The organism is Pelotomaculum isophthalicicum JI (genome assembly GCF_029478095.1).
Taxonomy (GTDB): domain Bacteria; phylum Bacillota; class Desulfotomaculia; order Desulfotomaculales; family Pelotomaculaceae; genus Pelotomaculum_D; species Pelotomaculum_D isophthalicicum.
The window spans coordinates 58311-74354 of record NZ_JAKOAV010000002.1; the positions used below are offsets into that span (position 1 = coordinate 58311).

Below are 16044 nucleotides of genomic sequence, written 5' to 3' on the forward strand. Positions count from 1 at the left end.
TCCTGGGGGACATTCCTCCGACCCATAGGTTAGGCTATTAAGGGAGGTGTGTCCCCTTTCCTATTACGGCTAACTACCCAGAATCCGCCTGGCCAGCTCCAGGTCGCCTGGTTTATCAACATCCACGCCTATTTCGGGATACTGTGAAACAACTACTTCTCCCTTTACAGCCAACAGTTCGGAGACCTTTTTTTGCACGTCCTTGACGGCAAGAATATGCAGCAAGTACTTGAGAACAAAAGAAAGGCCGATTAAGCGGCAAAGCCCAACGGGACTCTTGCGCTGCTCAAAGATTCTTTGCCCGTTCTCAACACACTGCTTAAAAACCGCGGGATTAAAGAGAAAAACATTCCCTCCCGTAAATACCCCTTCTTTTAATGTAACATAGGTGCGTTTCGTGGAAGCGAAATGCTTCTCTACAAATTCCTTTGGTATGATCGGGTAATAGATATCGCCGGACATGTCGCCGCAAAGCTCAATAAAGTTGTCCACTGAACGGGCAGTCAGCATGGGTATGTCCGACGTGACTATAAGCACTCTTTCCTCGCCTGGCATCTCTTTCAGCCCGGCCTCGACATTTTCCATGACACCGCCGGCCGCGCCGGTCAATGACACTCTTGCTCCGTTTAGAAGCGGGGCGAGCTCCTTCACCGGGCCAACCACCAGGACCCTGTCGATATGCCGGGCGCTGAGAAGCGCTTCCACCACGTATTCAACCATGAGTTTTGAGCCTACCGGTATCAACGCTTCATAGTCAACCGGGCTGTACTCCTTCAAAGGGCCGTTATTCAGGCTCCCGCCCAGAACCACGGCATTAATCATTACTTTGTTCTTCCTTTCTCACCGCATTTAAAAGACTTTGTTCGGCATTCTCAATATGTTCCCTGGCCAACACCCTGGCCAGCTCCACATCGCGGTCGGATATAGCCTCGACAATCTTTTTATGCTCGTCCAGGGCGAACTTGCTCCGTCCGGGCTGGGATAGAGACGTCATCCTGAAGCGCTGGATCTGCTCCCGGAGATGAGTGATAATCTGCACCAACTGCTGGTTGCGGGAAGCCTGGTAAATGATGTCGTGAAAAGCCGTGTCCCCTTCAACGACAGCATTGATATTATCCCCTGACTGAGATTCTCTGATTTGCACCAGTGAACGTTCCAGCTGGTCCAGTTCCTCATCAGTGATCCGCTCCGCCGCCAACCCGGCCGCCATCCCTTCCAAAGCCGCCCGCACCTCAAAAACATCCGCGATGTCCTTGAGGGTGATACCCGCCACATACGCGCCCTTGCGGGGAACCATAATTACAAAACCGTCCAGTTCCAATTTTCTGATCGCTTCCCGGACCGGGGTGCGGCTCACTCCCATTTCTTCAGCCAGTTGCACTTCCATCAAGCGTTCCCCTGGTTTAAGACGTCCTAAAAGAATAGCTTCCCGGAGGGATTCAAAAACCAGTTCCCGCAGGGGTTTATAATTATCCAGCATGATCGGCACTAATCTAGGCTGCTCCATATTGCCCCTCCTATGAATATTCATGGTAAACTATATTTATTTTAACCTTTCTATGCCTATTACCGCAAGTGTACCCGATGACGGCAGATTGTATAATTTTTACATAAAAAATCAACTGCGTTCCGGGTTAAATGTTTCCGTTGCCAGCACCCGTTCACCACAATTTGGGTAGCGGTCAGCCACCGCGCGGGCTGCTTCAAGGTCCGCAGTCACTCCGAAAACAGTCGGTCCGCTGCCTGACATGAGTACGCCCAGGGCCCCCGCTTCCAGCAGCCTTTTTTTAATTCCGGCAATTTCCGGGTGCATCGATATCGTAGCTATTTCCAGCACATTGGCAAGGTTTTGGACAATGCAGTCAATATCTCTTTCCCCGATAGCTTTGATCATGGCAACCGTTCCCGGCCTTTTCCCGGACGGACACGAATCATAAGCACGGTAAACGGAAGCGGTTGAGACACCGAAAGACGGCTTTACCAGCACCAAACCCATACGGGGACACGGGGGAAGCGATTCGAGCAATTCCCCCCTGCCGCCGGCCAGAGCCGTTCCGCCAAGCAAGCAAAACGGCACGTCGGAACCCAGTTTTTCTCCCAATGACAAAAGGTCCCGGGCAGGCAGGTGAATCCCCCAAATTTCATTTAATGCCGATAAAGTCGCCGCGGCATCCGCCGACCCCCCACCCAGGCCGGCCGCCACCGGAATGTTCTTATTCAGCTTAATGCTTATGCCTTTTTTATCACCGGCGAGCTTCCGCATTAATAGGGCTGCCCTGTAGACCAGATTATCCGCGCCGGAAGGAACTTCCCCTCCCGCCACTGTAAGCGAAACGCCATCCTCCAGAGGCGTGAACTCCAGACAGTCGTGCAGTTCAATTGACTGCATTACCGTCTCCACCTGGTGATAGCCGTCCGGCCGCTTCCCCAGCACATCAAGAGTCAGGTTGATTTTAGCCCGCGCATAAACCTTGATCACCATATTCACATCCCTAAAACGATTTTTAGAATACGAGCGATATATACCCGTGGCTGGAACCGCCTGCCAGATCAATCGCCCAACACTAATTATACCTGAGCAACCGCTCAATCACAGCGTTTCTTTCATAGAATAAAATAAATAATAACATTCAGGTATTCAGGAGTCAGTAGTCAGAATTCAGAATACTTCGAGATGATAAATCGATCTCTTATTCTGACTCCTGACTTCTGTCCCCTAAGTAGTACAAATAAACAAAAATGGAGGCCTAATTATGCCTGACAGTTTGACCAGATCTTACAGCAGTCACATTTCTGTCAACCTGGCCAGCCGGCGGCTAACTTATTACGAGAGGGAACGCGTAAAAAAAGTTTATCCCGTGGGAGTAGGCAAACCATCAACTCCTACACCGACAGGAAATTACTCAATAGTTGAAAAAATAGTGAACCCGGGAGGAATGCTTGGGAGCCGCTGGATGGGTTTATCTATTCAGCAAGGGAATTACGGCATCCACGGAACCAATAATCCGTCTTCTATCGGAGGCTACGTGTCACACGGTTGTATCCGCATGTATAACCAGGACGTTGAGGAACTTTTCCCGAATGTTCAAATCGGCACACCGGTCAATATTCATTCCGGCGCGGCTGAACTGGGGCAAGAGGATATTCATAACAACACGCATAACATGACGACTAACCATACCATTCAAGCAGGCGAAACACTGTGGGAAATCGCCGAACGGTATGGTAAAACACTTAATCAGATTCTACAGGCTAACCAAATCAGCGACCCGGACGTTATTTACCCAGGCCAGCAAATTATCATTCCGGGATAAGGCATACCGCCGCCTTCTGCCTAATACAATCGGTTAATAGGTAAAAATATAAAGAAGGCGGGTAAAATTTTGAGTGGTATCGTTCTGCAGGGACTGATCGCCGGTCTTGGAACATGCCTTGGAGCATTGCTTGTCATCGTACTCGGACGGATGCGCCCGGGCACCCTTTCGCTTATGCTCGGCCTGGCCTCAGGGATAATGACCGCCGTAATCATTTTCGACCTTTTACCGTCCTCCCTTCGCTACGGCAGCCCGACAGCCGCCCTGGGCGGTTTTATGGGGGGAATCGCCCTGATGCTGGCGCTGGATTTGGGGACCAATATATTCGCCCCCGTGACCTTTCCAGGAAGAGACTACTTGAAAATGGGTTACCTGATCGCCACCGGTATCGCCCTGCACGATCTCCCCGAAGGGCTGGCTATTGCCGCCGGCTTCGCGACAGCCGAGAAACTTGGCCCGCTCCTGGTCCTGGCTATCGGCCTGCACAACATTCCGGAAGGAATGGCGACGTCGGCGCCGTTGCGTCACGGGGGCTTAGGAGCAGGGCGGGTACTGGCGATTAATATTATAATCAGCTTAATTACACCTATCGGTACTTTCTTCGGGCTGGTCCTGGTTGAAAGCTCCCGCTCCTTCGTCGGCCCGCTGTTGGCTTTTGCCGCGGGTGCCATGACCTATATTGTGCTCGGGGAACTTGCCCCCGAATCCCGCCGCAACAACCGGACACTGTCATATCTAGGTATGCTTTTCGGGTTGAGCCTGATCATCCTGCTGAGTTTTATTGTTTAAGGATAAGCCAGGCGCCCCCCGCCATTAATAGCGTCCCCAAAACATTCCATAGACTGAAAGGAATTTTTTCCATACCGAACAGGCCGAAATGGTCAACCAAACCCGCCGTGAAAACCTGTCCGACAATAATCGCCGTGGTGGCCGGCGCCACACCGACCTTCGGCATGGTACTGACCACACCATACACAATAAGTACCCCCAATATACCACCAAGGTAAGTATACCAGGGAACATGAGAAATGTTTGCCAGGCAGCCGTCACCCAAGCGGCATACAAACAACAAAACCGTAACAAGCAATAGCCCGACCACGTGAACGACCAAAGTAGCTTCCCAAAGCCCGATTACTTTGCCCAAGGCTGAATTAATAGACCCCTGGATAGCCATAATAATCCCTGCCAAAGCCGCTATAGCCAGGGGTAGAATCTCCGGTGTAATGTTCATTTCCCCTTCACCCGCTCCTTTTTCCATTGCATCTATTTATTTTCTTCCGTCCGGGTGGGGATTATTCTTCCGGCGAGGTATTGCCAATGAGTCTGATTTCAGATCTTGAGCAGACACCAGATCTTGAGCGGAACTTGTAAATATTAGATGGTGCTAGTAAAATAATAGAAAGGTTGTACCAAAAGATGTTATTATGATGAGAAACTACCTGGTCATAATTGAAAAGGCAAATGGTAACTTTTCCGCTTATCTGCCAGACGTTCCAGGAGTTATAGCAACAGGTAAAAACGTCGAAAAAACGCGCAAGGCGATTGAGACAGCATTAACAATGCATTTAAACGGGCTAAAAGAAGATGGTCTACCGATCCCCGAACCGGCTGCCCATGCCGACTATGTGGTTTCGGCAATATAAAATACACCAGTAATGTACTCTATTTTTACATGGGATAGATATATTATTAGACTTATAACCTTAGAACAACCCAAGGTTATTAATTTTTGTGTCTAATAAGCTTCTTTCAATACTACGCACCCCTGCGGCGAGCGACTGAAAGATAAGTTGACGCAGCTGGCGTTTCAAGTCACACTCCTATATGGGGAGCGACTAACAAAAATAATTTCCTCTATATCCGGGGTCATTGTTTCATTCCATGCTCCCATATTGGGAGCGATGCGCTAATTCGTAAGGTTGTTCTCGGATTACTTTGTTTCAACCCACGTACCCGCACGGGGTGCGACCTGTTTAACCTGTAGGAGGTGCGGCTGTATATCGGTGGTTTCAATCCACGCACCCGCACGGATTTAATGAAAGTTTCAATTCCTCATAGGCAGGCTAAACACTTTCGGATAACAAAAGCACGACCTTTACTTACTCCGTGTTTCAATTCCTCATAGGCAGACTAAAAACGTTAAATATTTTTTCGCTTCTTTTGTTTGCTCTGGAGTGTTTCAATTCCTCATAGGCAGACTAAAAACCCGCCAAATAAACGCGCGTTACATAAGGATATGGGGTTTCAATTCCTCATAGGCAGACTAAAAACTCAGTTTGTTGGTTATGGTATCTCCTATTTATACCAGTTTCAATTCCTCATAGGCAGACTAAAAACTCAGAGCGGGAGAAGGAGGAATGGTAAATGTTTAGGTTTCAATTCCTCATAGGCAGACTAAAAACACTTACCATACAGGCTTTTCTATATTTATCTGTTTGAAGTTTCAATTCCTCATAGGCAGACTAAAAACCGTCGACATTATCGACCGTCACCCCGGCCGTTACCCCAAGTTTCAATTCCTCATAGGCAGACTAAAAACCGCTGTCCAGCTCTCATCAGGCAGGTTATCTTTTTGCGTTTCAATTCCTCATAGGCAGACTAAAAACTCATGGGGTTGGACCTCCTTAAGATTTGGTTTTAGGGGTTTCAATTCCTCATAGGCAGACTAAAAACTTGGGAGCAAACTTTTTGAGATCGCTTCGGCATTGACGTTTCAATTCCTCATAGGCAGACTAAAAACGGACAATACCACGTACATTACGTACACCTGCACGAGTTTCAATTCCTCATAGGCAGACTAAAAACACATTGGAGTATAAACGACAATCAATTATCTATCAGTAGTTTCAATTCCTCATAGGCAGACTAAAAACTTAAATCTTAAATAGGAGCTGATATTTATGTATAGAAGTTTCAATTCCTCATAGGCAGACTAAAAACATCAAAAAATATTTATTATTTTTCTCGTTGACATATCCGGTTTCAATTCCTCAAAGGCAGACTAAAAACTAAAATAAGCGGTTACTTTTGCTTTTAGCATTCCCGGTTTCAATTCCTCATAGGCAGACTAAAAACGGTGACTGTATCTAATTGACTTTGTTGCCTTTGGCGTTTCAATTCCTCATAGGCAGACTAAAAACAAACGAAAGGAAGTTATAAAAGATGAAACTAAATAGTTTCAATTCCTCATAGGCAGACTAAAAACTATGGCTACTTTCATTTTTTATTGACCTCCCGTCCCGTTTCAATTCCTCATAGGCAGACTAAAAACGTTGTTTTGGGTGCAGTAGGGTTTTATCATAGCGCGTGTTTCAATTCCTCATAGGCAGACTAAAAACCATATATGAAAATTTGAAGTTTATACCGGATGAAAAGTGTTTCAATTCCTCATAGGCAGACTAAAAACCAAACCAGTGCTGTTCCTCCCCATCGCTCTGAACGAGTTTCAATTCCTCATAGGCAGACTAAAAACCGATACCGCCGGCGTCATTAGTGGGCCAGGGAATTGGTTTCAATTCCTCATAGGCAGACTAAAAACTCAAGGCTTACCAGTATCTGCATAGGTTTTCACCAGGTTTCAATTCCTCATAGGCAGACTAAAAACACAGGCCGGGATATATGGTTGAATTTGTCCAAAAAAGTTTCAATTCCTCATAGGCAGACTAAAAACTCAAAGTGCTTTTGCCACTTCGGATCGCCGCAGCGGGGTTTCAATTCCTCATAGGCAGACTAAAAACTAGCCAGTGAAATAATTTCCGAGGCTTGTTTTTTGGGTTTCAATTCCTCATAGGCAGACTAAAAACAAAGGCGGCCATGACTGTCAAGATCCTGAAGCAGGGGTTTCAATTCCTCATAGGCAGACTAAAAACTCGATGTCCTCGTCTTCTCCCAAGTTCCAAACATCGTGTTTCAATTCCTCATAGGCAGACTAAAAACATAGTATATAATTGGGTGTAGTGTACCCAGAATAAGGTTTCAATTCCTCATAGGCAGACTAAAAACATTTCAATGCAGAGTGACGGCGGTCCTACCCGCCGGGTTTCAATTCCTCATAGGCAGACTAAAAACCAAGTCCGGGAAATAAAAAGGAGGAATTCAAAAATGAGTTTCAATTCCTCATAGGCAGACTAAAAACCTGCGCCTCCAAATGCGCTATAGCTGAGGGGATAGACGGGGTTTCAATTCCTCATAGGCAGACTAAAAACCAAAGCTTGACGCAAAAGCGCTAAATTTGAAATTAAGGTTTCAATTCCTCATAGGCAGACTAAAAACACGGTTCTTCATTATTCAACACTCCGATATTGTTTGTTTCAATTCCTCATAGGCAGACTAAAAACGGTGTAGTTTTCATTTCGTTTTCTCCTTTCCGCCCGGTTTCAATTCCTCATAGGCAGACTAAAAACAGACAACCCCCTACAAAATCGCTCAAAACCTGGTAGTTTCAATTCCTCATAGGCAGACTAAAAACGATATAAAATCTCAAATATCTATCCTGGTGAGTGGGGTTTCAATTCCTCATAGGCAGACTAAAAACTCAAGATCGGCCTTGAGTCTGGTATTTTCGGCCTTGTTTCAATTCCTCATAGGCAGACTAAAAACCAAGTATCGCACGGGCAAAAAATGCATTGAGCCAGGTTGGTTTCAATTCCTCATAGGCAGACTAAAAACTTGGAGAATAGATCATGCAGGGAAATGCTTTTTTGACGTTTCAATTCCTCATAGGCAGACTAAAAACCAAGCAAAACTTATCTAAAGTAACTTTTAAAAGTGTGTTTCAATTCCTCATAGGCAGACTAAAAACAGGTTAAGCAGGAAAGACAAATACAGGCAGGCAATGCGTTTCAATTCCTCATAGGCAGACTAAAAACCAGCAGGATGATCAAGATTCTTCTCCTGCTGCTAAGTTTCAATTCCTCATAGGCAGACTAAAAACTAAAAAGTCTCTCATTATGAGAGACTACAAACAGACGGGTTTCAATTCCTCATAGGCAGACTAAAAACGATATAACTATATAATATCGTTTTAACCATTCAATATTGTTTCAATTCCTCATAGGCAGACTAAAAACGAGGGAAAGGAAGGGAAAAAGAAATAGGAATAGTTATGTTTCAATTCCTCATAGGCAGACTAAAAACTAAAGCTATCACCATAGTCAGTGTTCTTTGCTATATAGTTTCAATTCCTCATAGGCAGACTAAAAACCCATTTATAGGGCTTTGCATATACGCGAGTCCGGGGTTTCAATTCCTCATAGGCAGACTAAAAACGCTGACTTCTTGGTTCGGGTAGGTCACTGCCGGACCAGGTTTCAATTCCTCATAGGCAGACTAAAAACATACCAGATTCTGCACTAATTTGGCGGGTCTGGTAGTTTCAATTCCTCATAGGCAGACTAAAAACAAAGCCTTGACGGCAGCCCTAGAAGAGGGGAAGTCATGTTTCAATTCCTCATAGGCAGACTAAAAACCGGTCCCGTACGCTGGCGGGCGCGCCTCCAGAAAGTGTTTCAATTCCTCATAGGCAGACTAAAAACCGCCGCGCTCAAAATAGCCTACGGCATCGAACCCGGGTTTCAATTCCTCATAGGCAGACTAAAAACATAGAAAGGAATGATGCTACCATGCCCGAACAACCGTTTCAATTCCTCATAGGCAGACTAAAAACCAAGCCCGAGCCGGAGAAGTTGGCATCCAGCCAGCGTTTCAATTCCTCATAGGCAGACTAAAAACACGAATTGAGCTAATTGAAAGCCTGCCTGACGAGTCGGTTTCAATTCCTCATAGGCAGACTAAAAACGTACCAATCAGAAGTAGTTATTCCTAGTTACTTCCATAGTTTCAATTCCTCATAGGCAGACTAAAAACCCGACGAGGCAAGGCCAAAACCATATCCGAAAGGCGGGTTTCAATTCCTCATAGGCAGACTAAAAACGGGTGAAGCCGCTGCCGGCGCAAGTATGATCGACACGTTTCAATTCCTCATAGGCAGACTAAAAACTCTTCCTTTCCCACGACACGCCAGCGTAATCACAAGTTTCAATTCCTCATAGGCAGACTAAAAACGCAATGACTTCTTCTGCTGGGATAGTTGAGAATCACGGTTTCAATTCCTCATAGGCAGACTAAAAACTTGGCTTTTTCGCCATGGCAACGCTTCCACAGTTTGGTTTCAATTCCTCATAGGCAGACTAAAAACGGGTATTCATGGGATAATAAAAGTATATACAATATTGTTTCAATTCCTCATAGGCAGACTAAAAACTTCTATACTTACCGAAATAGAGCAAGACATTAAGCTGTTTCAATTCCTCATAGGCAGACTAAAAACCCGGGAACCGGCGATTCTGGCCGATTGACGTAGGGTGTTTCAATTCCTCATAGGCAGACTAAAAACTGAAACAAGCCGAGGCCAAGTTTGCCGGTGGAGCTGAAGTTTCAATTCCTCATAGGCAGACTAAAAACAAATTAATGAATCAATAAAGAAAATTGAACAATCTAGTTTCAATTCCTCATAGGCAGACTAAAAACCCAACCGTCAACATTTTGCATTAGGGTCTTACCTTCGGTTTCAATTCCTCATAGGCAGACTAAAAACTGTTGCCAATGTTGCCGATTCAAAAAAGCATATCGGGTTTCAATTCCTCATAGGCAGACTAAAAACCCGATAGATTTAACAAAATTCTATAAAAGAAGAATTTAGTTTCAATTCCTCATAGGCAGACTAAAAACCGGAGATATAGTAGCTTTTACAAGAGCAGGTTTGGGGTTTCAATTCCTCATAGGCAGACTAAAAACGTGATAAAATGTCTTTTTTGCGTAGTTAATTCAGCTTTGTTTCAATTCCTCATAGGCAGACTAAAAACTCTAATTAGTTGAGAAAGGACCACCGGTACACTGTCAGTTTCAATTCCTCATAGGCAGACTAAAAACAAAATAAACGGTCCTCAATAGAGCCCGCAGGTTTCTGTTTCAATTCCTCATAGGCAGACTAAAAACGAAGCCCTGGGGGCTGCTGTGGCCTGGGATGAAGCTACGTTTCAATTCCTCATAGGCAGACTAAAAACGGGTTTATCAATACGCCAGTATCGTTGATTTTTTGGTCGTTTCAATTCCTCATAGGCAGACTAAAAACCCGAATCAGTTGAATTTATCTCCGGCCTTTTGTCAGTGTTTCAATTCCTCATAGGCAGACTAAAAACGAACTTACACGTTAGAAATTCGCTCAACTTCATAATGTTTCAATTCCTCATAGGCAGACTAAAAACTTCCGGTAACTTCTTCCCTCGCTTTTCCGCTCTTCGGTTTCAATTCCTCATAGGCAGACTAAAAACAAAGCAATAGCAAAATATTCAACCGCTGGAGCCATAGTTTCAATTCCTCATAGGCAGACTAAAAACTATTTTCATCTAATAACTCATTCGAAATACAAGCGGAGTTTCAATTCCTCATAGGCAGACTAAAAACTGATTAATTTACGAAAAGATAAAGATTCTAATTCTGGTTTCAATTCCTCATAGGCAGACTAAAAACGGACAAAGTAGTGGTAACCAATGCCTGCCCAACCGTTGTGTTTCAATTCCTCATAGGCAGACTAAAAACCTTCCCAGAATTTGAGCCCCCAGGTTGCGGTTTGAAGTTTCAATTCCTCATAGGCAGACTAAAAACGGTAAGACCCTAATGCAAAATGTTGACGGTTGGATGAGGTTTCAATTCCTCATAGGCAGACTAAAAACTCCAGGACTGCTCCTTCTGTTTCAGCGGTTATGATGGTTTCAATTCCTCATAGGCAGACTAAAAACTTATTTTTAATGAATTGGGTGTAACTCATTTTTTTGTTTCAATTCCTCATAGGCAGACTAAAAACGGTACAACTCCGGAATGAAGAATTTGAAATGCTCCAGTTTCAATTCCTCATAGGCAGACTAAAAACGGGCAGTTTTTACACTGCCCACTCATTTCTGCTTAATCGTTTCAATTCCTCATAGGCAGACTAAAAACGGAATGTGATTGGTTAAGCTCATTTATTTTTTCAACGTTTCAATTCCTCATAGGCAGACTAAAAACTAAGCTTAGCTACAAAGATGAACATGGAAAGAAATAGTTTCAATTCCTCATAGGCAGACTAAAAACCAGTTTGGGAAAACGTTCCCGGAGCCCTCTCCAGCAAGTTTCAATTCCTCATAGGCAGACTAAAAACTGTAGTAGCTGACTTGGCTTCATCAGTATAGATTTGTTTCAATTCCTCATAGGCAGACTAAAAACGGTCAAGCTGAAGATAATGTTTTAGTAATACATCTCGGTTTCAATTCCTCATAGGCAGACTAAAAACCCAGCGCTCTTGCTGCACATTCGGCCGATACTACGAGTTTCAATTCCTCATAGGCAGACTAAAAACATGGGTGCCCGGTGGGTTCGGGACTGGCGATGTGGGTTTCAATTCCTCATAGGCAGACTAAAAACGGTCCATCGTGTTAACTTGCAATCGACTCACTCCTGTTTCAATTCCTCATAGGCAGACTAAAAACCCGTGATTGTACTTGCTGTAAGAATATTAAAGTTTGGAGTTTCAATTCCTCATAGGCAGACTAAAAACGAATATTATCGAAGAGCAATATAACTGGTCTGGTGAGTGTTTCAATTCCTCATAGGCAGACTAAAAACCCAACGACTTATGATTTTTTGTTGTCTTATGACATGTTTCAATTCCTCATAGGCAGACTAAAAACCGACAATGCACGATGCTAAAACAACGGCAACGGCCAAGTTTCAATTCCTCATAGGCAGACTAAAAACTTCGATTACGTTTATCAGGCACAAAATACCGTTCTCTGGTTTCAATTCCTCATAGGCAGACTAAAAACATTGAGGGATACGCTGTTAAATGGGACCAGCCCTGGGAGTTTCAATTCCTCATAGGCAGACTAAAAACTTGCAAAGGGTAGACTCAAAAGTGGATGGGATCTAGTTTCAATTCCTCATAGGCAGACTAAAAACGGAAAAAAGAAGCGGTTCAAAGTGATGCAGCATTTCAGTTTCAATTCCTCATAGGCAGACTAAAAACATCTAAGAGGTTATCTTCATCATCGCCCACACTATGTTTCAATTCCTCATAGGCAGACTAAAAACAGAACTATAACGAGCATAGATTGCACCTTTAAGCATGTTTCAATTCCTCATAGGCAGACTAAAAACTCATCCAGCCTGCGAACCAGGTCCTTGCGGGTGTTGGTGGTTTCAATTCCTCATAGGCAGACTAAAAACTCGAAAGCGCCGGCGGGAGGAGGGGAAACAATGAGTGTTTCAATTCCTCATAGGCAGACTAAAAACGGGGAGAACGCCTTAACCGAAATGTGGTTGTAGAAAGTGTTTCAATTCCTCATAGGCAGACTAAAAACTGCCGTTGCCTCCATGATCAACTTTGTTCCCTCAGGGTTTCAATTCCTCATAGGCAGACTAAAAACTTTGCTTCCGCCATGCAATTGATTTCCAGAATATCTTGTTTCAATTCCTCATAGGCAGACTAAAAACACTGCCCGGAATGTCGCCTGTTCCAAGGGCAATCCAAGTTTCAATTCCTCATAGGCAGACTAAAAACACGTTCTTGGGAGTAACTTTGACCTGATCTATCCGGTTTCAATTCCTCATAGGCAGACTAAAAACGGCCAAATGAGTTTTCCCAGTGCCGTTGGGTCCCAGTTTCAATTCCTCATAGGCAGACTAAAAACAGCCGTGCCATAGCGCTCAATAATTTCATGATCGTGTTTCAATTCCTCATAGGCAGACTAAAAACCCAAAGCGCACCTTCTCAAAGGCCCGCTCTCTCGCAGTTTCAATTCCTCATAGGCAGACTAAAAACGCATTAAATACTCGGAAACCGAGGACGGAATAAAAGGTTTCAATTCCTCATAGGCAGACTAAAAACCGGCCGGAGGAGCAATATCAGTGGCCGACCCCAGGTGTTTCAATTCCTCATAGGCAGACTAAAAACCCGTCTAAAGCCGCAAAAAATAAGGCATTCATTTTTAAAATAATTTCGTAACTTCTATGCTAGATTTAACAAAAGCCTTTTTTCTTGCAAGTTTATCAGGCTGTAGTTGTCGTCAGTCCTTCAGCAATTATACTCTACCATGGATCGACGACATGATAGGTAGAGCAACTTATATAATATTTTCCTGGCCACCTTTTTCTAAACCAATTATTTCTCTGGAGGAGTATTTTGTAGTTCGTAAATTATAGAAAATCACTGAGTCCTCATCCTTCCTTATTATACGTTCCAATTCCATCTTTAGCTTTTTAAGATTAGCTTCTGAGATTTCACCTTCAAGAACAGAGTTTTGAACCCAGTGTAAGTACTGGCGGCATTTTTTCAACACTTTGGCAACTCTCTTTTGATTGACATCATAGACTAATATTATAAACATGTCAAACACCACACAATAAATATCTTACCACCTGGCTACAAACGCCTTGTAATCCTTTTCGCCTATCAGGTGTTTTTCAATTTTATAAAGCTCCAGTCGAATCAGCCTCCGGTAAGAGACGGGATGGCCGATCTCCCTGTGGCTAATTGTGGTTTTAAGCTTATTATCTAATTCTTCCACAAAGCACTTTTTAGCTTTTTCTTTTAGCATTATACCTTCAGTATCCCGGTCAAAATCTTTTTTGGTAACCATTTTTTTGCCTACCAAAGTGAAAATAATACGATCAATAATTATCGGCTTGAAGACTTCTGAAAGGTCCAAATTTAAGGTAAACCGGCGAAAGTTGGTGGCGTGCAGGTAGCCGATGCGTGGATCCATATGTGTTTTATAAATTTCACTGAGGCATATGGTATATAGCAAAGAATTGCCGAAACTAATTAGCGTATTGAGATAATTCTTGGGTGGACGTCTGCTGCGCACTTGGAAAATAAAATCAGGATCTTCGATTATTTCGTCAAAGGCCTTATAATAATAGTCACGGATGTTACCCTCGATGGCCATCAAAGATGGTATATCCGGGCAATCGTTAACCGTTTCCAAGAGTTTTTCCACAGATTGAAGAACTTCGGTTACATTTTTCCCCCGGCCTTGGTAATATTTCAGAACTTGGCGGATGTTTTTAACTGCACCAAGAACTATTTCCCGGGCAATGGTAAGGCGTTTGTTCTCGTCCAGGTAGTGCTCAGCTTGCTTTAAGGTAACGTAGCCAGAGTTTAGATGTTCCCGGGGATAAAAGGAGCCCATGTAATAGCCATGGTGACTGAAAAAATGGAGGACTATTTCCCTCTGGGAAAGGAATTCAAGCAACTTTTTATTAACGGTAACCTCCCCGAATATCATTATTTCTCCAGTGTCCTCCACTGGTATGAACTTTTTGGCCTCTTCGTTTTCAAAGCATAGTGTATTATCTTTCCGTACCAGTTCCCCGCTGGAGAATATATAAAGCGTTTTTTTTATAATTATCCGCTCCTCTCATGACCAGCAAAATTCTGCATAAGCGCATTTTTTACAGAACTTAATTTTAGCAGGTGGTGGGGGTTGGGGCAGATAGAGGATATGCAATATCTCCCGCCTGGTACGATCCAGTTCTTTCTCCATATCTTCGTCCAGAATAACTTCTTCTCGTAATTTTTCACGGGGAAAACGTAATTCACCTCTGGCGTCTACACCACGTTGCTTCAGTTCTTCAAGATAAAAAGCCAGCTGCATCCGCGCGCTTTGACGGTACTTAGAGGTTTTTTTAACCTCCCCAATAATTAATTTGCCGTTATCCACCTTAAATACATCCATTTTGCTATGCCCTACGGAAAGTTCTTTACGTTCCCTGGGGTATGAATAGTCCTGGATAAAACGTCCAAGGGAGACATTGGAGTCGTCCTGATCGGGTGTTATTTGGTGGCTGATTAGCCAAACTTCCCGCGGACAGATATTGTAATACCATACAAGGGTTCCGCTTACGTGTAATTCTTTTTCTTCCACTAGACATCACCGCTATTTAAATTTTTAAAACAATAGGAATCATTTTATCTTTTTTAACATATCATTATTCTGTACAGAATGTACATTATGTGATAAAGTGGGGTGGAGGAGGTTTGACCATGCTTACAGAGATAAAATTTACGAATGCACGTAAAACTTTTACCGATATTTATGATAATGTCTGGCACCGGCATCTCCCCGTTATTATTAATCGCCATCAAAACGAAGAGGTCTTATTGCTTAGGCGAGAATTACAACAGGATATACTAAAGGCTTACCATCTAAAACCGGAGATTTTACCGGAAAAAGATGGTTCTGTAACAGTTGCTTTAAATGAAATTGATATTGCCGTTAATGAACCGACCCTAAAAAAGGCTATTGATGAACTTATTAAAGAGATGAAAATATACGCACAAGATTATATTGACAGGAGTCAACTTTTTTTGAACGCTCCAAACCGTAAGGGGCATTTCCCTTATATACTACGAGTGTTGCTTTGCGACAATGACCAGGAAATTAAATCCCTCCTGGAGTTGTAACTATGCCTCCGAAATTCGGCGACCTAAAAAGATACTGTGAAAAGAATGACTGGGTCATGATTAGGGACACAGACCATTGGTATTATGAAAAAGTGTTGTCCAACGGCGATATCCTACGAACAAGAGTTAGTCATTCTGTAAGCAAGGAAATTCCCGCCAACTTGTGGCGAAAAATATTGAAACAGCAACTTAAAATAACTGAAGAAGAGTTCTGGAAAAGGGTTTAGCACA

Annotated in this window: 12 protein-coding genes and 1 CRISPR repeat array; of the genes, 5 read left to right on the top strand and 7 right to left on the bottom strand. The window is 43.6% G+C overall.

All coding sequences use genetic code 11. From position 1 onward, the window contains the following. Positions 1 to 69 precede the first annotated feature (69 nt). The 3 genes from L7E55_RS01595 to ispE all read right to left on the bottom strand — a co-directional run bounded on the left by L7E55_RS01595 (position 70) and on the right by ispE (position 2482). Positions 70 to 822: a nucleotidyltransferase family protein gene (locus L7E55_RS01595; protein ID WP_277442227.1), complete on the bottom strand. Its 753-nt coding sequence runs from the start codon at positions 820 to 822 to the stop codon at positions 70 to 72. Continuing rightward, entirely contained in the window at positions 815 to 1507 is a 693-nt protein-coding gene (locus L7E55_RS01600; RefSeq protein WP_277442228.1) for a GntR family transcriptional regulator, read from the bottom strand. The genes L7E55_RS01595 and L7E55_RS01600 overlap by 8 nt, the downstream gene beginning before the upstream one ends. 111 nt (positions 1508 to 1618) lie before the next feature. Further along, positions 1619 to 2482: a 4-(cytidine 5'-diphospho)-2-C-methyl-D-erythritol kinase gene (gene ispE, locus L7E55_RS01605; RefSeq protein ID WP_277442230.1), complete on the bottom strand. Its 864-nt coding sequence runs from the start codon at positions 2480 to 2482 to the stop codon at positions 1619 to 1621. A 271-nt stretch (positions 2483 to 2753) separates the two neighbouring features. Here ispE and L7E55_RS01610 point away from each other — a divergent pair, with 271 nt between their 5' ends. Together L7E55_RS01610 and L7E55_RS01615 are read left to right on the top strand one after the other, a co-directional pair. After that, a complete protein-coding gene (locus tag L7E55_RS01610; protein WP_277442231.1) occupies positions 2754 to 3314 on the top strand; it encodes a L,D-transpeptidase family protein in 561 nt (186 codons plus the stop codon). A 69-nt stretch (positions 3315 to 3383) separates the two neighbouring features. Continuing rightward, the gene (locus L7E55_RS01615; RefSeq protein ID WP_277442232.1) at positions 3384 to 4103 is read left to right on the top strand and encodes a ZIP family metal transporter; all 720 of its coding nucleotides are present in this window, start codon (positions 3384 to 3386) and stop codon (positions 4101 to 4103) included. Here the strand turns inward: L7E55_RS01615 and L7E55_RS01620 are convergent. Further along, positions 4093 to 4545, bottom strand: a complete 453-nt coding sequence (locus L7E55_RS01620; protein ID WP_420851987.1) for a DMT family transporter — start codon at positions 4543 to 4545, stop codon at positions 4093 to 4095. The two genes, L7E55_RS01615 and L7E55_RS01620, sit on opposite strands and share 11 nt — an antisense overlap. Positions 4546 to 4738: 193 nt before the next feature. Between L7E55_RS01620 and L7E55_RS01625 the strand changes: the two genes are divergently transcribed. Then, a complete protein-coding gene (locus L7E55_RS01625) occupies positions 4739 to 4957 on the top strand; it encodes a type II toxin-antitoxin system HicB family antitoxin (RefSeq protein ID WP_277442233.1) in 219 nt (72 codons plus the stop codon). A gap of 398 nt (positions 4958 to 5355) precedes the next feature. Then, positions 5356 to 13302: a CRISPR direct-repeat array (repeat unit 30 nt; unit sequence GTTTCAATTCCTCATAGGCAGACTAAAAAC). A gap of 169 nt (positions 13303 to 13471) precedes the next feature. Here the strand turns inward: L7E55_RS01625 and cas2 are convergent. From cas2 to cas4, 3 genes are read right to left on the bottom strand one after another with little or no spacing between them, the layout of a single operon-like run. Then, the gene (gene cas2, locus L7E55_RS01630; protein WP_277442235.1) at positions 13472 to 13735 is read right to left on the bottom strand and encodes a CRISPR-associated endonuclease Cas2; all 264 of its coding nucleotides are present in this window, start codon (positions 13733 to 13735) and stop codon (positions 13472 to 13474) included. Positions 13736 to 13759: 24 nt separating this feature from the next. Then, positions 13760 to 14752, bottom strand: coding sequence for a type I-B CRISPR-associated endonuclease Cas1b (cas1b, locus tag L7E55_RS01635; protein ID WP_277442390.1), 993 nt, complete (start codon positions 14750 to 14752; stop codon positions 13760 to 13762). 15 nt (positions 14753 to 14767) lie between these two features. Continuing rightward, positions 14768 to 15274: a CRISPR-associated protein Cas4 gene (gene cas4, locus L7E55_RS01640; protein WP_277442236.1), complete on the bottom strand. Its 507-nt coding sequence runs from the start codon at positions 15272 to 15274 to the stop codon at positions 14768 to 14770. Positions 15275 to 15393: 119 nt separating this feature from the next. Here cas4 and L7E55_RS01645 point away from each other — a divergent pair, with 119 nt between their 5' ends. Together L7E55_RS01645 and L7E55_RS01650 are read left to right on the top strand one after the other, a co-directional pair. Beyond that, entirely contained in the window at positions 15394 to 15813 is a 420-nt protein-coding gene (locus L7E55_RS01645; RefSeq protein ID WP_277442238.1) for an exoribonuclease R, read from the top strand. Between the two features lie 2 nt (positions 15814 to 15815). After that, positions 15816 to 16040: a type II toxin-antitoxin system HicA family toxin gene (locus L7E55_RS01650; protein WP_277442239.1), complete on the top strand. Its 225-nt coding sequence runs from the start codon at positions 15816 to 15818 to the stop codon at positions 16038 to 16040. The last annotated feature ends 4 nt before the right edge of the window (positions 16041 to 16044 follow it).

Coding starts and splice junctions, on each gene's coding strand:
- L7E55_RS01645 (WP_277442238.1), top strand. CDS start 15,394: ATGCTTACAGAGATAAAATTTACGAATGCACGTAAAACTTTTACCGAT.
- L7E55_RS01620 (WP_420851987.1), bottom strand. CDS start 4,545: ATGAACATTACACCGGAGATTCTACCCCTGGCTATAGCGGCTTTGGCA.
- L7E55_RS01650 (WP_277442239.1), top strand. CDS start 15,816: ATGCCTCCGAAATTCGGCGACCTAAAAAGATACTGTGAAAAGAATGAC.
- L7E55_RS01610 (WP_277442231.1), top strand. CDS start 2,754: ATGCCTGACAGTTTGACCAGATCTTACAGCAGTCACATTTCTGTCAAC.
- cas2 (WP_277442235.1), bottom strand. CDS start 13,735: ATGTTTATAATATTAGTCTATGATGTCAATCAAAAGAGAGTTGCCAAA.
- L7E55_RS01625 (WP_277442233.1), top strand. CDS start 4,739: ATGATGAGAAACTACCTGGTCATAATTGAAAAGGCAAATGGTAACTTT.
- L7E55_RS01595 (WP_277442227.1), bottom strand. CDS start 822: ATGATTAATGCCGTGGTTCTGGGCGGGAGCCTGAATAACGGCCCTTTG.
- ispE (WP_277442230.1), bottom strand. CDS start 2,482: ATGGTGATCAAGGTTTATGCGCGGGCTAAAATCAACCTGACTCTTGAT.
- L7E55_RS01600 (WP_277442228.1), bottom strand. CDS start 1,507: ATGGAGCAGCCTAGATTAGTGCCGATCATGCTGGATAATTATAAACCC.